19 protein-coding genes and 1 pseudogene are annotated in these 17,711 nt (G+C 68.0%); 15 read left to right on the top strand and 5 right to left on the bottom strand.

Annotation, left to right across the window (positions count from 1 at the left end):
* Window positions 1–19: 19 nt before the first annotated feature.
* Both C5B85_RS06285 and C5B85_RS06280 read right to left on the bottom strand, forming a co-directional pair.
* Complete coding sequence (locus C5B85_RS06285; RefSeq protein ID WP_104285189.1) at window positions 20–520, bottom strand: hypothetical protein; 501 nt, start codon at window positions 518–520, stop codon at window positions 20–22.
* A gap of 275 nt (window positions 521–795) precedes the next feature.
* A complete protein-coding gene (locus tag C5B85_RS06280) occupies window positions 796–2,139 on the bottom strand; it encodes a glutamyl-tRNA reductase (protein ID WP_104285188.1) in 1,344 nt (447 codons plus the stop codon).
* Window positions 2,140–2,282: 143 nt separating this feature from the next.
* Here C5B85_RS06280 and hemE point away from each other — a divergent pair, with 143 nt between their 5' ends.
* From hemE to C5B85_RS06220, 12 genes are all read left to right on the top strand, one after another.
* Window positions 2,283–3,416 (top strand): uroporphyrinogen decarboxylase, encoded by a 1,134-nt coding sequence (hemE, locus tag C5B85_RS06275; RefSeq protein ID WP_258070621.1) that lies wholly within the window; start codon window positions 2,283–2,285, stop codon window positions 3,414–3,416.
* Window positions 3,413–4,897 carry an NAD(P)/FAD-dependent oxidoreductase gene (locus C5B85_RS06270; RefSeq protein WP_104285187.1) on the top strand — a complete coding sequence of 495 codons (1,485 nt, stop codon included), beginning with the start codon at window positions 3,413–3,415 and terminating at the stop codon, window positions 4,895–4,897. The genes hemE and C5B85_RS06270 overlap by 4 nt, the downstream gene beginning before the upstream one ends.
* A gap of 97 nt (window positions 4,898–4,994) precedes the next feature.
* Window positions 4,995–5,318 (top strand): hypothetical protein, encoded by a 324-nt coding sequence (locus C5B85_RS06265; protein WP_104285186.1) that lies wholly within the window; start codon window positions 4,995–4,997, stop codon window positions 5,316–5,318.
* A 30-nt stretch (window positions 5,319–5,348) separates the two neighbouring features.
* Window positions 5,349–5,810: a phage holin family protein gene (locus C5B85_RS06260; RefSeq protein WP_104285185.1), complete on the top strand. Its 462-nt coding sequence runs from the start codon at window positions 5,349–5,351 to the stop codon at window positions 5,808–5,810.
* Window positions 5,803–6,099, top strand: coding sequence for a DUF3618 domain-containing protein (locus C5B85_RS06255; protein WP_104285184.1), 297 nt, complete (start codon window positions 5,803–5,805; stop codon window positions 6,097–6,099). Before C5B85_RS06260 ends, C5B85_RS06255 begins: the two co-directional genes overlap by 8 nt.
* Before the next feature lie 61 nt (window positions 6,100–6,160).
* Window positions 6,161–6,955, top strand: a complete 795-nt coding sequence (gene hemQ, locus C5B85_RS06250; RefSeq protein WP_258070620.1) for a hydrogen peroxide-dependent heme synthase — start codon at window positions 6,161–6,163, stop codon at window positions 6,953–6,955.
* An 89-nt stretch (window positions 6,956–7,044) separates the two neighbouring features.
* Window positions 7,045–8,238, top strand: coding sequence for a ferrochelatase (locus C5B85_RS06245; protein WP_104285524.1), 1,194 nt, complete (start codon window positions 7,045–7,047; stop codon window positions 8,236–8,238).
* Window positions 8,235–9,158: a hydroxymethylbilane synthase gene (hemC, locus tag C5B85_RS06240; RefSeq protein ID WP_181064306.1), complete on the top strand. Its 924-nt coding sequence runs from the start codon at window positions 8,235–8,237 to the stop codon at window positions 9,156–9,158. The genes C5B85_RS06245 and hemC overlap by 4 nt, the downstream gene beginning before the upstream one ends.
* A gap of 41 nt (window positions 9,159–9,199) precedes the next feature.
* The gene (locus C5B85_RS06235) at window positions 9,200–10,114 is read left to right on the top strand and encodes a uroporphyrinogen-III synthase (RefSeq protein ID WP_104285183.1); all 915 of its coding nucleotides are present in this window, start codon (window positions 9,200–9,202) and stop codon (window positions 10,112–10,114) included.
* A gap of 96 nt (window positions 10,115–10,210) precedes the next feature.
* Window positions 10,211–11,236: a porphobilinogen synthase gene (gene hemB, locus C5B85_RS06230; protein ID WP_104285182.1), complete on the top strand. Its 1,026-nt coding sequence runs from the start codon at window positions 10,211–10,213 to the stop codon at window positions 11,234–11,236.
* Window positions 11,233–12,585 (top strand): glutamate-1-semialdehyde 2,1-aminomutase, encoded by a 1,353-nt coding sequence (hemL, locus tag C5B85_RS06225; RefSeq protein ID WP_104285181.1) that lies wholly within the window; start codon window positions 11,233–11,235, stop codon window positions 12,583–12,585. Before hemB ends, hemL begins: the two co-directional genes overlap by 4 nt.
* 6 nt (window positions 12,586–12,591) lie before the next feature.
* Complete coding sequence (locus tag C5B85_RS06220) at window positions 12,592–13,230, top strand: DedA family protein (protein WP_104285180.1); 639 nt, start codon at window positions 12,592–12,594, stop codon at window positions 13,228–13,230.
* A gap of 149 nt (window positions 13,231–13,379) precedes the next feature.
* Here C5B85_RS06220 and C5B85_RS06215 read toward each other — a convergent pair whose 3' ends face one another.
* A complete protein-coding gene (locus C5B85_RS06215) occupies window positions 13,380–14,039 on the bottom strand; it encodes an FMN-dependent NADH-azoreductase (RefSeq protein ID WP_104285179.1) in 660 nt (219 codons plus the stop codon).
* A gap of 81 nt (window positions 14,040–14,120) precedes the next feature.
* Here C5B85_RS06215 and C5B85_RS06210 point away from each other — a divergent pair, with 81 nt between their 5' ends.
* Complete coding sequence (locus C5B85_RS06210) at window positions 14,121–14,468, top strand: helix-turn-helix domain-containing protein (RefSeq protein WP_104285178.1); 348 nt, start codon at window positions 14,121–14,123, stop codon at window positions 14,466–14,468.
* Window positions 14,469–14,489: 21 nt separating this feature from the next.
* Here C5B85_RS06210 and C5B85_RS06205 read toward each other — a convergent pair whose 3' ends face one another.
* Window positions 14,490–15,509: an acryloyl-CoA reductase gene (locus C5B85_RS06205; protein ID WP_104285177.1), complete on the bottom strand. Its 1,020-nt coding sequence runs from the start codon at window positions 15,507–15,509 to the stop codon at window positions 14,490–14,492.
* A 57-nt stretch (window positions 15,510–15,566) separates the two neighbouring features.
* Here C5B85_RS06205 and C5B85_RS06200 point away from each other — a divergent pair, with 57 nt between their 5' ends.
* Together C5B85_RS06200 and C5B85_RS06195 are read left to right on the top strand one after the other, a co-directional pair.
* Window positions 15,567–16,043, top strand: coding sequence for a GNAT family N-acetyltransferase (locus C5B85_RS06200; RefSeq protein WP_104285176.1), 477 nt, complete (start codon window positions 15,567–15,569; stop codon window positions 16,041–16,043).
* A 110-nt stretch (window positions 16,044–16,153) separates the two neighbouring features.
* Window positions 16,154–17,509, top strand: coding sequence for an ABC transporter substrate-binding protein (locus C5B85_RS06195; RefSeq protein WP_104285175.1), 1,356 nt, complete (start codon window positions 16,154–16,156; stop codon window positions 17,507–17,509).
* On the opposite strand, the pseudogene C5B85_RS19135 reads toward C5B85_RS06195, so the two are convergent.
* Window positions 17,506–17,711, bottom strand: a pseudogene (locus C5B85_RS19135) (hypothetical protein); the annotation flags it as partial. The gene C5B85_RS06195 and the pseudogene C5B85_RS19135 overlap by 4 nt on opposite strands.

Here is a 17,711-nt window from a genome sequence, read left to right as displayed (position 1 = left end):
CGACTCCGGTGGTGTGCGACTACTCGACGCCGGTCGGCGTCCAGACTTCGCCCTCCTTGGAGAGCATGACAAACGCGCCAGCGCCAAGATAGGTGGAAGCGACAGCTCCGCTTGAGCAGAGGTCCACCGATTCGCTCGTGTACAGCGTTGACGTCGTGATCTTGTCGTCTGCATCGCCGAAAAGCAGCGCAAACGAGCCGTCTGCTACGGGCAACGTGCCCTCTGCGACGTCGAAGTTACCTGTGTCGATGCCCGTGCTCTCGGCGAGTGACTCGACAGTGTCTCCGGGGCAGGCGATGACAGCGCCGGTCGCCCCGCTGGGCAGGAGCGCACCGAAGTCGAGCGTGCCGCCCATCTCGCTCTCGGTCAACGCGTCCGAGATCGACGTGCCGGGTGCCTGCATGCCCTCATCGGGGACGGCGTCGTCGGTCTGACCGTCGCCCGCGCATCCGCTCAGCGCGAGGAGCGCGGTCAGGGCGGCGGCGCCGGCAGTCAGCTTGAAGCGGTGTTCGCGGAGCATTCGGAAGGATTCCCATCGACGGTGCGTGCGCCCGGCGGCCGGCTCGGTATGTTCGCCGCTGGTTCGCGCGGGGTTCGGTGCCCGAGCTTGCCGGCGCGCGTCGATTCTCCCTCGCGAGTTCGAAGATGCGGGTGAGCCAAACCGCGTGGCCCCGCATTCGCGGTCGATCCTGCGCATCAGTGCGCCGCGCCGGCTTCTCGGGGTGGGCAAGCCGCGTGTTCGGGGAAACTTCCCGCAGGAGAAGGAGATCTCCAGCGGCAAGTGTGCGATGAGGGCTAGGAGGTGTGCACGGGGCACTCGAGAGCCCCGTCACCTTCGACCTCGGTGATGCTCGGGAGCGGAGCGGGGACGGCCTGCATGGCGGGCGGCGTCGGCTCAGATGCTGAGCGTTCGACGGTGATGCCGAAGAGCAATTCGATGGCGTCGAGGTACTCGTCGCCACGTCCAGCGCGCGCAAGCTCTTTCGCTCGCACGGATGGGCTGTGCAGGAGCGTGTTCGCGAGGCGACGCAGTGCCGCCTCGGCCACGCCGGCGTCGTCCTTATTCGCGACGCGCTCAGTCTCCGCGCGGGCGATGTCGGTGATGTGCGAGCGGAGCGCGGCGATGCCCTCGGCGACGCTCGTTTCGGCCTGCTGCTCCACGAACTCGCTCGCCGCGCGCGACACGATGCAGCGGGCCTCGTCGGCGGCCCCGAGCTCCTCGAGGGGTGCGTGGATGCGGATGGTCTCGAGGTCGAGCACCGAGACACCGTTCAGGCGCCCGACGGCGGGGTCGACGTTGCGTGGCATGCCGAGGTCGATGAACAGCGTGGACTCTGCGCAGCCTGGTGCGAGGCGAGCGCCGAGAACGAGGTCGTAGTCGATGACCACCGTGTCTGCCGTCGAGCAGGTCACGACGAGGTCTGCGTTCGAGAGGTGCTCCGGCAGATTCCTGCGCTCGATGACGAAGACGCCTTCACGCTCCGCGAACTTATGGGCGCGACCTGAGGGCGAGTAGACGCCGACGCGGGTCACCCCGCGGTCCTGGAGGGCCTTGAGCGACGCGGCTGCGTAGGATCCGGTGCCGACGAGCACAACCTGCGCGGTGCTCCAGTCGGCGATCTGTGAGGCGGCGAGCTCCAGCGAGAGGCGCACCAGCGAACGGCCTGCGCTCTGCAACTTCGTGCCCGACTTGATGCCACGCGACGTCGTGGACGCCGACTGGAAGAGGCGCTCGAGCTGCGACGTGGACATTCCGGCCGCGCGCGATTCCTCGAGCGCTCGGCGTACCTGGCCGGAGATCTCTCCCTCGCCGACGACAACAGACTCGAGGCCGCTCGAGACCGCAAAGAGGTACTCGGGCACCTGGGTGTCGTGGATGACTGCCATGTTGGCGCGAAGCGTCTCGACTGAGACGTCGAGCGCTGAAGCGATCGTCGGCATGAGCTCTGGGGCGACAGGCTGAGCCGTGTCGATGTCGAGGTAGATCTCGAAGCGGTTGCATGTGGCCAGCACGATAGCTCCGTCGACGCCGGGGGCGCCGCGGAGCGCGGACTCTAGTTCGCCGTCCTCGCGGGCCGCGAGCTTTTCAAGTACTGGGAAGCTCGCGGTGCGGTGATTGGCACTCAGACACAGCAACACGATTACTTATTGTAGAAGTTCTCCGGACATCCGCTTAAGAGCCATACCTTCCCTTAAACCTGTTGCCATCGGGCGTCGGCTCGGAAGCGGCCCCGAAGACCAGACGGAGTGGTCTCGCGCGCACCTAATGGGACAATGGACAGGTGACACAGACAGCTCCTGCACTCCTGCCGCTCAGCGACTCGCACCCCCTCTCCTCAGGCCTCACGGCGGACGCTGCGCTCATCCGCGCTGCCCGCGGCGAGCGTCCCGAGACGCTGCCCGTATGGTTCATGCGGCAGGCTGGCCGTTCGCTCCCGGAGTACCGCGAGCTGCGGAAGGGCATCGAGATGCTTGACTCCTGCCTGCGACCGGAGCTGGCTGCCGAGATCACGCTGCAGCCGGTTCGCCGCCACGGCGTCGACGCTGCCGTGTTCTTCAGCGACATCGTCGTGCCCCTGAAGCTCATCGGCGAGGCTGTCGACATCGTTCCTGGCACTGGCCCCGTCTTCGAGAACCCGGTGCGCACGTCGCGCGAAGCTCACGAGTTCGCGGCGCGCATTCGAGAGCGCATCAGCCCAGAGCTTTTCGACCCCATCACTGAGGCGGTCTCGCTCACGGTCGCAGAGCTCGGGTCGACGCCGCTCATCGGCTTCGCAGGTGCGCCGTTCACGGTCGCCGCCTACGTCGTCGAGGGCGGTCCGTCGAAGGATCACCTCCGCACGCGCACGCTCATGCAGGCCGACCCGGAGGCTTGGTCCGACCTTTCCGGCGCCATCGCCGAGCTGTCCGCGGCGTTCCTCGAAGCGCAGGTACGTGCCGGCGCGAGCATCGTGCAGCTGTTCGACTCGTGGGCCGGTTCGCTCAGCCGCGACCGGTACCAGAAGTCGATCGCCGCCTCGAGCGGCCTCGCGCTTGAGCGAGTGCGTGCCCTGCGCACGCCAGGCGGCGAGCGGGTCCGCACGATCCACTTCGGCGTCGGCACGGCGGAACTCCTGCCGGACATGCACGCGATCGGCGCCGATGTCATGGGCGTCGACGACCGCATCACGCTCGATGAGGCATCGCGTCGTCTCGGCGGCAACGTGCCGCTGCAGGGCAACGTCGACCCCGCGGTGCTCGGCGCCGGGGACGATGTGCTGCAGGCGCATGTGCGCGACGTCGTGCGTCGGGGCAACTCGGCGCCAGCCCACATCCTGAACCTCGGCCACGGCGTGCCCCCGTCCGCCGACCCCGCCGTCTTGACGGGCCTCGTCGAGTTCGCGCACTCCCTGCCAGACGGCGGTCGGGTCGAGTGACAAGGCGGCCCTCGGGGCAGCCTGAGTTCCTCGTCATCGGTGGCGGCATCGCCGGCATGCTCGCTGCCAGGCGCGCCGCGCGCCGCGGCGTCAGGGTTCTGCTTGTGGAGGCCACAGACCAGCTCGGGGGGATGATCCGCTCGGCTCAGCTGGGCGGACTCACGATCGACATCGGCGCCGAGGCATTCGCGACCAGAGGTGGTGCCTTCGCGGCACTGCTCGAGGAGCTCGGGATGCTCGACGGCGTCGTCGAGCCGCGTGCGCTCGGCTCCTGGGTTGTGACCGACGAGACGGCCGCCCCCATGCCTGCCGGTGGGATGCTCGGGATACCGGGCGAGGCCGCTCTGCTCGACGACGAGGCCCGCGCGGCCGTGCACGCGGCTATCGGCGATGAGGGCATCGCCGAACTCGAGCGCGATCGGGAACTCGCCCCGGAGATCGGCGCAGACGCAGTTGACCTCGAAGCGCTTGTCCTCGCGCGTATGGGGCCGGTGGTGCTCGGCCGCCTCGTGGCGCCCGTGACCAGGGGCGTGTACTCACTCGATCCCGCAGAGCTCGACCATCGGGTGCTCCTCCCGGCGCTCGCCGAGCGCATCCGCGAGCACGGCTCGCTGGCCGGCGCCGTGGCGGCGCTCCGCCGGAACGCCCCCCCTGGGGCCGCCGTTCGCACGGTCGATGGCGGCATGCATCTGGTCGTGGCGCGTTTGGGGCACGATCTCGAGGAACTCGGTGTCGAGATCCGTCTCGGCACGCGCGTCGTTTCGGCAGCCGAGGTGTCGGTATCCGACCTGCCGGCACCCGACGGGTCGACGGCGGGTGGTGCAACCGCGGGCCGCGAGTACTGGCGTGTGGTGCTCGAGCACGGCGAGCCGCTTGTCGTGCCGCGCATCCTCTCGACGATCGAACTCCCGGCACCGGGCCTGGCGGGCGCGTCGGCACCCGGGGGTGCGGCCCCCGTGCCGGCCGAGGTCGTCGCGCTTCTTGTGCGCGCCCCCCAGCTCGATCAGTACCCTCGAGGCACCGGAGTGCTCGTCGGGGAGCCGAGCACGAGCATCCGCGCCAAGGCCCTCACGCACGTCACTGCGAAATGGGCATGGCAGCAGGCGGCTGCAGGCGAGGGAATGCACGTGCTCCGCCTCTCATACGGTCCGGAAAGGCCCGGGGGAGCGGAGCCCCTCACGCATGGCCTCGACGATGACCAGCTGAAGGCGCTCGCCTGCACGGACGCAGGGCGCCTGCTCGGCACTGCGATCTCCGACGACGACGACGTCGTGGCGGTGGCCCGCCACGTCTGGCGCATCCCAGCGCCGGCAGCCCGACTCGGCCGCGCAGAGGCGCTCAAGGAGGCGCGCGATGGGGCGAAGTCAGCGGAAGGATTCGCGCTCGCCGGTACCTGGATCGACGGCACGGGGCTCGCGAGCGTCGTGCCCGGGGTGCTCCGCGCGGTCGACGAGCTGTTCCCCGAGGACGCACAGGCTTAGCGCGAGTTGAGATGCCTAGCGGGGCTAGGCTTGATCCGTGGCTTCACGGCGCCCGATTGACCGATCGATGGCGCACCGGCGAACGATAGGAGTTTCCATGAAGAAGTTCGTGTTTGTGCTTGGCCTCGGCGCCGGGTACGTTCTTGGCGCTCGCGCTGGGCGCAAGCGGTATGAGCAGATCTCCTCCGTCGCGCAGACGGTCTGGGACACGAAGCTCGTCCGCTCCAAGCGCGCCGAGGTCGACGAGTTCTCTCGCAAGCTCGCCCCGAAGGTCGCCGAGGTCGCCGTGAGCGGCGCGAAGCTCGTGACCGCTCAGGTCACGAAGGCCGTCAAGGACAACGGCAAGAAGGGGTCCTCCTCGAAGTCGAAGCCGCCGGCCCCCACCGGGACCGTCGGCAACCCGAGCAGCGACGCGTCCTAACCAGCACTCCCAGCAGAGAGCGACACACCCATGTCTGAGTCGTCAGAAAAGAAGCCGATCCGCGGGCCCTTCCCCGGCATCGGCCGCACGAGGGCGAACCCGAAGTCGAGGGCCAGCCTCGGCACGCTCGTGACCGACATCCCCAAGCTCCTCACGAAGCTCGTGCGCGACGAGGTCGAGCAGGGCAAGCGCGAGCTCATCTCGACGGGCACCAAGTACGGCATCGCGGTTGGCTTGTTCGCCGCCGCGGCGTTCTTCGCGCTCACACTGTGGGCTGTGCTCGTCACCGCCGCCGTCCTCGGGCTCAACACGGTCTTCGCGCCGTGGCTCTCCGCGCTCATCGTGGCAGGCGCGTTCCTGCTGCTCGTGATCGTGCTCGGCCTGGCTGGCTACCTCGCGCTCAAGCGCGCAGGTTCGCTCGCGCCAGAGCGCACAATTGCCAGCGTCAAGCAGGATGTCAACGCAGTGAAGGGGCTCGGACAGTATGAGTGAGCAGAACGGCGAGGCGACCCTCGCGAAGAAAGAAGACAAGCGCAATGACGGCCAGCTGAAGGCCGACATCGAGCGCACGCGCCGCGAGCTCGCCGCGACGCTCGACGCGATCGAGGTGAAGGTCGACCCGCGAATTCGTGGACGCGAGCTCCTCAACTCCACTCGCCACAGCATCCAGCGCCTGAAGGAAGACAACCCCCTGCTGCTCGCGGGCCTCGCGACAGGTGCCGCGGTGGTCGTGGCAGGCGGCATCACGGCCGCCATCACGCTGTACCGACGCTCGCGCTGAGCTCGCGAGCGGCCGTCGGCCGTACCCTCACACTTTCCTCGACATTTCGTAGAATAGGACCATGACCCACTCGAACGAGGTCCCGGCATACGCCGCCGAGCCCAACGCAACGTCAGCAGCGCCCGCCGAGCAGGGAGCTCCAGCAGCCCACCAGGGCAATGAGGAGCAGGGGGGAGGCGGAGCGCTCACCGAGTACACGATGATCTCGGTGTTCCGACGCGAGACCCTCAACGAGCTGGTGCTCTCCGGCCGCGACGCCATCAAGGCCGTCGACGAGCTCGACGGCATCGTCGCGGAGCTCGCCCAGAACGGCGTCAAGGTCCGCGGTTTCTACGACGTCTCCGGCTTCCGCCATGACGGTGAGCTCATGGTGTGGCTGCACGGCGAAGCGCCGGAGAGCCTCCAGTGGGGGCTTCGCCAGATTCGTCGCAGCGAGCTCATCGCGCCGCTTACCCCGTCGTGGCAGATCGTCGGCGTGCACCGCGCAGCCGAGTTCAGCGCGCGTCACATGCCGGCATACATGCTCGGCAAGGAGCCGCGCCAGTGGGTCACCGTGTACCCATTCGTTCGCTCGTACGAGTGGTACTTGTTGCCTGAGGCCGAGCGTCGGCAGATGCTCGCCGACCACGGTCGCGCGGGTGCCGCGTACACCTCGACGCTCACCAACACGGTCGCGGCCTTCGGCATCAGCGACTACGAGTGGCTGCTTGCCCTCGAAGACGACAACCTCCTCAACCTCGTCGACATGATGCGCGACCTGCGCCAGACGGAAGCTCGCCGCCACGTGCGCGAGGAGGTGCCGTTCTACACGGGTCGATTCGTGCAGACCTCCGAGATCATCGAGGTGCTGCAGTGACCGACGTCGCCTCGCAGCAGACGGGCCAGCGATCCGCCGCACGAAAGCCCAACCCGGCCACGTTCACGCGCGTCGAGGTCAACGCGGCCGTGAGCGCAGCATCCGACGCCGCCAAGTTCGGTCCGGAACACACGACGGAGCCCGTCGCGTACGACGGCATCCTCCTGGCCTCGTTCGGCGGGCCGGAAGGCCAGGACGAGGTCATCCCGTTCCTGCGCAACGTCACGGCAGGCCGCGGCATCCCGGACGAGCGCCTCGAAGAAGTTGCCCACCATTACCGCCACTACGGCGGGGTGAGCCCCATCAACGAACAGAATCGCCAACTGAAAGCCTCCATCGAGCGCGAGCTCGAGCGCCGCGGCATCGACCTGCCCGTCTTCTGGGGCAATCGCAACTCGGAGCCGTACTTCAACGACGTCCTGCTCGGGGCCCGTGAGGCTGGCTGCTCGACCCTCATCGCGATCGCGACAAGCGCGTACTCGTCGTTCTCGAGCTGCCGCCAATACCGTGAGGACTTCGCCGACGCGCTTGAAGACACAGGTCTCGGCGGGCAGATGACGATCGACAAGGTGCGCGCGTTCTTCGACCACCCCGGATTCGTCGCCCCGTTCATCGAGGGTGTGCGCGACGCCGTGCTCAGCCTCGCGCAGGAAGACGCCGAGCTCGACCTCGCCACCGAGATCGAGGTGCTGTTCACCACGCACTCCGTCCCGATGGCCGACGCCGCAAATTCCGGCCCTCCCGGCGCCGGCTTCGGCGAGAGCGGCGCCTACGCCGCCCAGCACCTCGCGGTTGCCGAGGTTGTGGCTCTCGCAGCCCTGCAAGAGCTCGCAGAGGACACGACCATCGCCGGCCGCGTGCCTGAGCAGCTCTCGTGGCAGCTCGTCTACCAGTCGCGCTCCGGCCCGCCCTCGCAGCCGTGGCTCGAGCCAGACATCAACGACGTCATCCAGGAGCTCCCCTCCAAGGGGGCCAAGGCGGTCGTCGTCGTGCCCATCGGCTTCGTGTCCGACCACATGGAGGTGCTCTGGGACCTCGACAACGAGGCGAAAGACTCAGCCGCAGATGCGGGACTCGCGTTCCGCAGAACCCCCACGCCCGGCATCCACGCCAAGTACGTTGAGGGCCTTGTTGACCTTGTGCTCGAGCGACGCGACGCGACCCCGGTGGGGGAACGCCCAGCGATGACCTCCATCGGGCCCTGGTTCGACGTGTGCCGCCCCGGCTGCTGCGCGAACAAGCGCCTCGGCTTCAAGCCGGCGGTCTCCGGACTCCTGCCGTGACGCTGCGGATCGGCACGCGAGGCAGCGCGCTCGCGGTCGCGCAGACCTCGACGATGGCTCGCGAGCTCGAGCGCATCACGGGAGAGCCGACGGAGCTCGTTCGGGTGACGACGCACGGCGACGTGACGCGCGCCGCGCTCTCGTCGCTCGGTGGCACGGGTGTGTTCGCGAGTGAACTCCGAGACGCGCTCCTCGCGGGCGAGTGCGACCTGGTGGTGCATTCGCTCAAGGACCTCCCGACGGCCAAGGCTCCTGGCCTCACGGTTGCCGCCTACCCGGTTCGGGAGGACCCGCGTGACGCACTCTGCTCACTCGGTGGCGAGTCCGGGCTGACGCTCGAGCAGCTTCCGCACGGCGCGAAGGTCGGTACCGGTTCGCCGCGTCGGGTCGCGCAACTCCTCACGTTGCGGCCCGACCTCGAGATCCGCGACATACGTGGCAACGTCGAGCGCCGCCTCCGCTTCGTGACCGACGGTGAACTCGATGCCGTCGTGCTCGCCGCGGCGGGCCTCGAGCGGCTCGGCTTCGCAGACGCCATCACGGAACGCTTCGACCTGAACGACTTCCCGAACGCGCCAGGGCAGGGGTGCCTCGGCATCGAGGTGCGCGACGGCGATGCCCCCGAGGGTGTCGCCCAGCTCGACGACCCTGCGGCGCGTGCGGCAGTGCTCGTTGAACGCGGCATTCTCGCGACACTCGAGGCCGGATGCGCGGCGCCCGTCGGCGCATCCGCACGCTACGCCGACGGAATGCTCGAGGCGTGGGCTACCGTGTATGCAGTAGACGGATCTTCGCGGGTCTCCAGCAGGCGTGCCGTGGAGGTCTCCGACCCCCGCGCACTCGACGCCGCCCAGGCTGAACTGGTCACGCTCATCTCGACGGACCTCTTCGATCAGGGTGCCGTTGCGCTGATGGCCTGATGGCCTGAACGGAGGGTCCTGACGTGAACGGAGGAGCCGCGATGGATGCACCGCTGAAGGGCTGGAAGATCCTCGTCCCACGTGGTGGCGTCTGGGGCGGCGACGTCGCAGAGGCGGTGCGTGCGCGCTCCGCCTTCCCGATCACTGCGCCGCTCATCAACTTCGCGAGCCCGAACGAAGCCGACTCGCGCCTGCTCTCCGAGAAGATTCGCCTGCTCGAGAGCGGGCACTACAACTGGATCGCGGTGACGAGTGCCACCGCGGCCGACGTCATGCACTCGCTCGGCGTGAAGGTGCCTGACCACACGCTCATCGCGGCGGTCGGTGAGACCACCGCCGCCTCGCTGACGACCGCGGGCTACCGGGTCGACTTCGTGCCCACACACGACAACTCGGCTAAGGGGCTCCTCCTCGAGTGGGCGGAAGCGGCACGGCATCAGCCGGCGATCTCTGTCCTGTGGCTGCGCTCGGAGGTCGCACGACCGACGCTCGCGGAAGGTCTCGCGCGTCGCGGCCACCTCGTCGATTCCGTCGTCGCGTACCGGACCGTCGGCGTGCCAGCGGCGGAGAGCATCCAGTACGACATCCGCAACAGCAGGATCCGCGCGATCCTCGTGACGAGCGGCTCCGTGGCGGAGCAGGTGCACAAGCAGTTCTCGCCGATCCCGGACGAGATCTACATCGCCGCGATCGGCCCCCGAACGGCCAAGGACGCCAGGCAGCTTGGGCTGCGGGTCGACGTCGTGGCGAAGCAGCGTTCGGTCGCTTCGCTGCTCGACGGTCTCGAGTGGCTCGCGAGCGGCAGTGATATGCCGGTGACGGAGGCCATCGACCTCAAAGCGCTTCGTGCGTTCGAGGCGCTTGAACTGCAGGCTGAGCAGGACAATCAGCCTGTCCCGAAGGAAGACATCCCCGCGCTCGACGAGGGGCGCGGTCAGACTCCCGGCGACCGCTGAGCTCCCACTTGTGGCGCTGCACAGGTAACGGACCGAACGCAGAACCGGAACGCGGATGCGACTCCGACGCTGAACTTTGAGGAAGGACACGATCGCATGATCTCCCCGAGCCGCAGGCCCCGCCGTCTGCGCCAGAGCGACGCCGTGCGCCGCCAGGTACGCGAGGTGCGCGTGCACCCGAACGACCTCATCCTGCCCCTCTTCGTTCGGGAGGGAGCCAGCGAGCCGATCGCCATCACGTCGATGCCCGGTGTGCAGCAGCATTCGCTGGACTCGCTTCGCCGCGCGGTCGACGAGGCGGCGACGCTGGGCGTCGGCGGGGTCATGCTCTTCGGAGTCCCGGAGACGCGCGACGCGATCGGCTCTGGCGCTACCGACCCGAATGGCATCCTGAACGTCGCCGCGCGTGTGCTCGCGGAGGAGTTCGGCGACGCGATCGTCGTGCAGACAGACCTCTGCCTCGACGAGTTCACGGACCACGGCCACTGCGGGGTGCTGGATGCGGTTGGCCGGGTCGACAACGACGCGACCCTCGAGCGGTACGACGCCATGGCCGTCGCCCAGGCCGAAGCAGGCGCCACGATGCTCGGAATGTCGGGGATGATGGACGGCCAGGTCGCCAGCGCGCGGGCCGCCCTCGACTCCGCCGGGCACACCGACGTCGCGATCGTCGCGTACTCGGCGAAGTACGCCTCCGCGTTCTACGGCCCCTTCCGCGAGGCCGTCGACTCGCAGCTGCAGGGGGACCGTCGCTCGTACCAGCTCGACCCGGCGAACCGCCGCGAGGGGATGCGCGAAGCGCTCATCGACATCGAGGAGGGAGCCGACGTCGTCATGGTGAAGCCGGCTGGTTCGTACCTCGACGTCCTCGCCGATGTCGCCGCCGAGTCGATCGTCCCCGTGTGGGCCTACCAGGTCAGCGGCGAGTACGCCATGATCGAGGCCGCCGCCGCTCACGGCTGGATCGACCGCGAGCGTGCGATCGCCGAGTCCATCACGTCGATTCGCCGCGCAGGCGCCGACGCCGTGCTCACCTACTACGCGAGCGAGCTTGCGCGCACCCTCGCCACACACTCTGGCGCACCACTGTCGGCGGCCCATGGCAGAGTGGATGCACGATGAATCATGAAGCCTCAGCATCGCTCTTCGCCCGCTCTCTCGAGGTCACCCCAGGGGGCGTGAACTCGCCGGTCCGCGCCTACGGCTCCGTCGGCGGCACGCCTCCGTTCGCCGCCTCGGCGAAGGGCCCGTACCTCACTGACGTGGACGGCAACGAGTACGTCGACCTTGTCAGCGGATGGGGGCCAATGCTGCTCGGGCACGCGCATCCGGCCGTCGTCGCCGCCGTGCAGGACTCCGCAGCGCGAGGCCTCTCGTTCGGCGCCCCGACTCAGGCGGAGACGCAGCTCGCCGAGCTCGTCGTGGAGCGCATCTCGCCCATCGAGCAGGCGCGACTCGTCTCGACCGGCACAGAGGCGACCATGACGGCGCTGCGCCTCGCACGCGGGTACACGGGTCGCGACCTCATCGTGAAATTCGCCGGGTGCTACCACGGGCATTCCGACGGCCTTCTCGCGGCGGCCGGGTCCGGCCTCGCGACTCTCGCGCTTCCAGGCTCGGCCGGAGTGCCGGAAGCGATCACCTCCCAGACCATCGTCGTGCCCTTCAACGACCTCGACGCCGTGCGTGCGGCATTCGCTGAGCACCCTGGCGAGATCGCCGCCGTCATCACGGAGGCGTCGCCGGCCAACATGGGGGTCGTGCCTCCGGAGCCCGGCTTCAACCGTGCGCTTGCAGAGCTCTGCTCGGCCGAGGGCGCACTGCTCGTGTGCGACGAAGTGCTCACTGGCTTCCGGACGGGCCCCGCGGGGTGGTGGGGCGAAGAGCAGAAGAGCGAAGCCTCCGGCGGGTGGCAGGCAGACCTGTACACATTCGGCAAGGTCATCGGCGGCGGCATGCCCGTCGCAGCGCTTGGCGGGCCGCGCGAGATCATGAGCCACCTGGCGCCCCAGGGCCCCGTCTACCAGGCTGGAACTCTCTCTGGTAACCCCGTGGCTGTCGCTGCGGGAATCGCGACGCTCTCGCTCGCCGATGATGCCGTGTACGCGCGAGTCGACTCGGCCGCAGAGCGCATCCGCACCGCCACCTCGGAGGCGCTCTCAGCCGCCGGAGTTGCCCACTCGGTGCAGAACGTCGGCAACCTCTTCAGCTTCACCTTCGGTGACGGCGCCGCCCTCGGCTGGACCGGCACCGGCGGCGGGCCGCGTAACGAGGATGAGGTCAAGCGCCAGGAAGCCTGGCGCTACCCGCCGTTCTTCGCGGTGATGCTCGACGCGGGCGTCAACCTCCCGCCGAGCGTCTTCGAGGCGTGGTTCGTGTCGGCCGCCCACGACGACGCGGCCATCGAGCGAGTCCTGGCGGCACTGCCGGCCGCAGCCAGGGCCGCGGCCGACGCCGTGGCACCCGGGTAGGGGCGCGTGGAAGAGCTCTCGGAGTGGGTACTCGGCTTTCGCGGGTCCGGTTGGAGCTTCGCGGTGGCCGCGCTCGTGCTCCTCGTCGGCGGCATCGTGACCTTCCTGCCGAGTCAGTCGCTCGTCGTGGCGCTCTCCGCGCTCACTGCCGGCGACCAGGGCTCGACGGCGCTCATCAACCTGTTTGGTCTCTTCGCCTTCTGCGTCGTCGGCATGGTGCTCGGTGACATCGGCACCTACTGGCTGGCACGCGGCATCGGCTTTGGAAAGTGGAGTTGGATGAACGGGCGACGGCTCACGGCTGTTCGCAAGCGGGTCAGCGATCAGCTCAAGACGAGACCGAAGTGGGTCATGGTGACCGTCAGGCTCCTGCCGATGGGGCGCATCGCGACGGTGCTCGCCGCATCCGACGCTCGCATGCCGATGCCTCGATTCCTGCCGCTGTCGGCTCTGGCGAGCGCCGTCTGGGTCGCGTATGCCGTGCTCATCGGCGCGGTCTTCGGCTCTTTCAGCGAGGAAAACCCGCTGCTCATGATGGTGCTCGCCGTCGTCACGGCCATTGCCCTCGGGGTGCTCGCGCAGTTCGTGAACGGCTGGCTCGAGAAGCTCGCTGAGCGCCGCAAGGCGAATCACGCCGCGGGCTGAACCGCACAGCCGGCCGAGTCAGCTCCCGAGCCCCGCCGAGCATCCCCTCGCCGAGCATCCCCTGATGCACGGAAGAGTGGGCAGTGGGCTCAGTGACGCGCGCCCTGAGCGCGAGGTTGCTGCACGGCCCGGCTGAACGGGTGCGGTGCCTACGCGGCGTCGGCCTTGCCGCGACGCTCGGCGAGCTCGCGGCCAGACTTCGTCGCCTTGCTCTCGGCGTCTGCCTTCAGGTCAGCGGCGAGGTCGGCGAACTGGTCAAGTGCCGGGTTCACGCCGACAAGAGTGAAGGGGCGCTCGACGACGCGCAGGTCGAGTCCCCAGACATCGCCGAGCACGCGAGCGAGCCACGGCGTTGAGTGGTCCCAGCCTGCCTTCGGCGTGCCCTCGGCGTAGTTGCCGCCGAGCACGGTCGCGAGGGTTGCGGGCTTGCCGGCCAGGGTCGTGCTCGTGTTGTTCGTCCGGGGATCGGTGTACGCCAGGTCGAACCAGAGCTTGAAGTGCTGGGAGACGCCGAAGTTGTAGAGCGGCACCGTGAAGAGCAGGGCGTCGGCCTCGATGAGTTCGTCGGCCAGCTGCGCGGCCAGAGCGACGGCCGCGCGCTGCTCCTCGGTGCGGTCTTCTTCTGGCGTGAAGCCCGCGTAGACGGCGTTCTGCCAGGCGTCGGCCGGGATCGGCGACTCGATGAGGTTGCGGCGCGTGACGACGGAGTCGGGGTGGGCTGCAGTCCACTCGGCCTCGACGAGGTCACCAAGCGCGCGGCTGGCGGACGTGGCGGGGAGGAGGCTTGCATCGATACGCAGAAGGGACATACGGGGGCTCCTTGCAAATTCTCGGAGTCGCTATGAAAACCAGAGCGACTCTGTGCAGGTTAGCACGGGTACACTGGCGGCATGGCAGAGAAAGCGCAGGAGCACGTCAAGGCAGAGTGTGACGGCGCCATCTCGCTCGCCTTCACCCTGCTCGGCAAGCGCTGGAACGGCATGATCATCGACGTGCTCGGCTCACAGCCGCTCACCTTCGTGACTTTGCGTCGGGCCGTGACCGGCATCAGCGACGCGGTCCTCTCCGACCGCCTGAGCGAACTCGCTGCGGCCGGCCTCGTGGCACGCACCGTCAAGGACGGGCCACCCGTCTCCGTCAGCTACGAGCTCACTGCAGCAGGCCAGCGCCTCATCCCGGTGCTCAAGCAGCTCGGCACGTGGGCGTCAGAGAACCTCGAGCACGCGCCGCAAGCCTGACGTGGTCGCCGCTCGGTGGGCTTAGGCGTCCCCACGCACTCGAACAACCGTCCTGCCTCGCACCTCGCCGCTGAGGAGCGGCTCCGCGAAGCCACGCGCCTCCTCGAGCGCGATGACCTTCGTCATCGATTCCAGCAGCTCGCTGTCGAGTTCGAGGAGCCTGTTCCACGCCTCCGCGCGCACTTCCACGCTCTGCACAACCGAATTGATCCCGCGCAGCGTCACGCCGCGGAGGATGAAGGGCAGAACGGTGGTCGAAAGGTCGGTGCCCTGCGCGAGTCCGCACGAGGCGACGAGACCCTCTCGCCTCGTCTGCGAAAGGACGTTCGCGAGCGTCGTCGAGCCGACTGAATCCACGGCTCCGGCCCACCTCTCGCCCTGGAGGGGCTTGCCCGCCGCATCCGAGAGCTCGTGGCGGTCAATGATCTCCGCAGCGCCAAGCCCACGGAGGTAGTCGCCCTCCTGCTCACCGCGGCCAGTGGATGCGACAACCCGGTACCCGAGACCGGCGAGCAGGGCGATCGCAACGCTGCCCACTCCGCCAGCTGCCCCGGTCACGAGCACATCGCCGTCGCCAGGCTCAACCTGCTTCTCAAGCGCAAGCACCGACAGCATCGCCGTGTAACCGGCCGTACCGATCGCTGCACCCTCGACGAGGGACATCGCCTCTGGTAGGTGGATGAGGGATTCCTCGTCGACGAGGCACAGCTCCGCGAGCCCGCCGTGCCGGGTCTCGCCAAGGCCAGCCCCGTTCAGCACCACGCGGTCGCCCGGCACGAAGTTCTCGGTGCGAGACTCCCGCACAACCCCAACCACGTCGATGCCGGGCACAAGCACATCCGCCCGGCTCACGCCCGGCCTGCCCGCAAGGAGGAGCGCATCCTTGTAGTTCAGGCTCGTGTAAGCCACGTCGAGGAGGACCTGCCCCCGGCCGAGGTGGCCATCGCCGAAGAACTCCTCCCCGAGCTCATCGAAAGTGACATCGATGCGAGGCTTCCCAGCGTCATCAGTGGACTTCGTCGTCAGGTATCCGCGAACCATGGCGCCATCGTAGGGGGCCAGCCTCCGAGCTCTCCAGCCTCTGCGACACTGGCTGGCATGATCACGCTTCGCACCTTCACAGAACTCAGCGCGGCGGAGCTGTGGGGCATCCTGCACCTGCGCTCGAGCATTTTCGTCGTTGAGCAGGACTGCGTCTACCTCGACCCCGACACGGCCGACTTCGCAGAAGGAACGCTCCACGCGTTCATCGGCGATGATCCCCTCTACCCGCACAGCTACGCGCGCCTCCTCCCACTCGGCTGGCCGGATGAGCATCTCCCGACCGACGTGTCGCGCCCTATCGGCAGAGTCGTCACCGCCGACAACTCCAGAGGCCTCGGATACTCAGCCCAGATCATCCGCCACCTCATCAAGATCGCGGATGGTGAGGGCGTCGCAACTTCCCTCAACGGGCAGGCGCACCTCGAATCCTGGTACGCGAGATTCGGGTACCAGCGCTGCGGAGACAACTTCATCGAGGACGACATTCCCCACGTACCGATGGTGAAATACACATCAGGCCCTGACTCATGATTTACTCGCTCGTAACAAGCATGAATCAGTGAGTCGCAGTGCCGCGGCTAGCTTGAGATCCGGGCGCCGCTGCGCGGCGCTCGCTCTCTGCTTACGTATAAAGGAGCACCATGAGTAACTTTGCCAAGTCGTCTCCCTCCAGGAAGTTGCGCATCACCACAGGAATCGCCGCCATGAGCGTCGGCGTCTTCATGCTGGCTGCATGTTCATCGTCAGGCGACAGCGCTGGCGACCCAGCCGCAGAAGGCGACGCCGCTGCCGCGGTCTGTGGCCCCGACACGGCTGAGACCGTAACCGAGGTCACGCCCGTCGAAGCACCAACCGCTCAGGAGCGCTCCGAAGCGCTCAAGATCGGCTCGCTGCTGCCGCAGACCGGTACCCTCGCGTTCCTCGGCCCACCCGAGATCGCCGGTGTCGACCTCGCGGTCGCCGAGATCAACGCATCGCCATCCGGTGTGCTCGGCGGCAACATCAGCGTCGTCCACCGTGACTCGGGCGACACGTCGACCGACATCGCGACGCAGTCGGTCACCGACCTGCTCAGCCAGAACGTGTCCGCCATCGTCGGCGCGGCATCGTCCGGCGTCTCGATGACGGTCATCGACCAGATCACCGGCGCAGGCGTCGTGCAGATCTCCCCGGCCAACACGTCCGCCGAGTTCTCCACGTACGACGACAAGGGCTTCTACTTCCGCACCGCCCCCTCCGACATCCTCCAGGGACGCGTCAACGGAAACACGATCGTCAACGACGGCAACGCATCCGTCGGCATCATCTACCTGAACGACGCTTACGGTTCGGGCCTCTCCGAGAGCATCACCACGGCAGTCGAGGCAGCAGGCGGCGAAGTCGTAGCGTCTGAAGCCTTCAACGAAGGTGACAGCCAGTTCTCCGCACAGATCGACGCCGTCACGGCAGCCGACCCCGACGCGATCGCGCTCGTCGCGTTCGACCAGACGGCAACCATCGTTCCGCAGCTCATCGGCACCAAGGGCTTCCCCGCCGACAAGCTCTACATGGTTGACGGCAACATGGCCGACTACTCCGCTGACTTCGAAGAGGGCACGCTGAACTGCGCCAAGGGCACCATCCCCGGCGTCGTCGCCTCCGACGACTTCCGCGCGCAGCTGCTCGGCATCGACCCAGAGCTGAAGGACTACACGTACGGCGCTGAGTCGTACGACGCTGTCATCCTCGCTGCACTCGCAGCGCAGGCAGGCGGCGCAGCCGACTCGGCCACCATCAAGGACAACATGCAGAAGGTCTCCGCAGATGGTGAGAAGTGCACCACCTACTCCGACTGCGTAGCGCTCCTCGAAGCAGGCACCGACATCGACTACGACGGCGTCTCCGGCCCCATCTCGTTCGACGAGAACGGCGACCCGTCCGAAGCCACCATCGGCATCTACCAGTACGGCAACGGCAACACCTACTCCAACATCGGAGAAGAGGCCGGCCAGCTCTAAGCTGACTCGCTGAAGAAGGGCCCGGGATGCACGCACCCCGGGCCCTTCTGCGTGCCCGGGCGGAGCATCCGCTCGCCCCCGCTGTCGTCTCTCTCCGCACCGCTGTCGCCGAACAGCCAGATGCCGCTCGTGTGCACGAATTGCGTGGGGGAGTGCACGAGTTCGTTGAGCACGTGGGGCACGAAGATCGGGTCGAGGTCGG

The organism is Pseudoclavibacter sp. AY1F1 (assembly GCF_002931075.1).
In the GTDB taxonomy this organism is placed as follows: Bacteria; Actinomycetota; Actinomycetes; order Actinomycetales; family Microbacteriaceae; genus Pseudoclavibacter.
This window is presented reverse-complemented; position numbering and strand designations above follow the sequence as displayed.

Bases quoted from the DNA above. Each gene is read 5' to 3' on its own strand.
- C5B85_RS06260 (WP_104285185.1), top strand. From the start codon at position 5,349: ATGTCTGAGTCGTCAGAAAAGAAGCCGATCCGCGGGCCCTTCCCCGGC.
- hemB (WP_104285182.1), top strand. From the start codon at position 10,211: ATGATCTCCCCGAGCCGCAGGCCCCGCCGTCTGCGCCAGAGCGACGCC.
- C5B85_RS06210 (WP_104285178.1), top strand. From the start codon at position 14,121: ATGGCAGAGAAAGCGCAGGAGCACGTCAAGGCAGAGTGTGACGGCGCC.
- C5B85_RS06195 (WP_104285175.1), top strand. From the start codon at position 16,154: ATGAGTAACTTTGCCAAGTCGTCTCCCTCCAGGAAGTTGCGCATCACC.
- C5B85_RS06235 (WP_104285183.1), top strand. From the start codon at position 9,200: ATGGATGCACCGCTGAAGGGCTGGAAGATCCTCGTCCCACGTGGTGGC.
- C5B85_RS06265 (WP_104285186.1), top strand. From the start codon at position 4,995: ATGAAGAAGTTCGTGTTTGTGCTTGGCCTCGGCGCCGGGTACGTTCTT.
- C5B85_RS06205 (WP_104285177.1), bottom strand. From the start codon at position 15,509: ATGGTTCGCGGATACCTGACGACGAAGTCCACTGATGACGCTGGGAAG.
- hemQ (WP_258070620.1), top strand. From the start codon at position 6,161: ATGACCCACTCGAACGAGGTCCCGGCATACGCCGCCGAGCCCAACGCA.
- hemL (WP_104285181.1), top strand. From the start codon at position 11,233: ATGAATCATGAAGCCTCAGCATCGCTCTTCGCCCGCTCTCTCGAGGTC.
- C5B85_RS06285 (WP_104285189.1), bottom strand. From the start codon at position 520: ATGCTCCGCGAACACCGCTTCAAGCTGACTGCCGGCGCCGCCGCCCTG.
- C5B85_RS06200 (WP_104285176.1), top strand. From the start codon at position 15,567: ATGATCACGCTTCGCACCTTCACAGAACTCAGCGCGGCGGAGCTGTGG.
- C5B85_RS06255 (WP_104285184.1), top strand. From the start codon at position 5,803: ATGAGTGAGCAGAACGGCGAGGCGACCCTCGCGAAGAAAGAAGACAAG.
- C5B85_RS06215 (WP_104285179.1), bottom strand. From the start codon at position 14,039: ATGTCCCTTCTGCGTATCGATGCAAGCCTCCTCCCCGCCACGTCCGCC.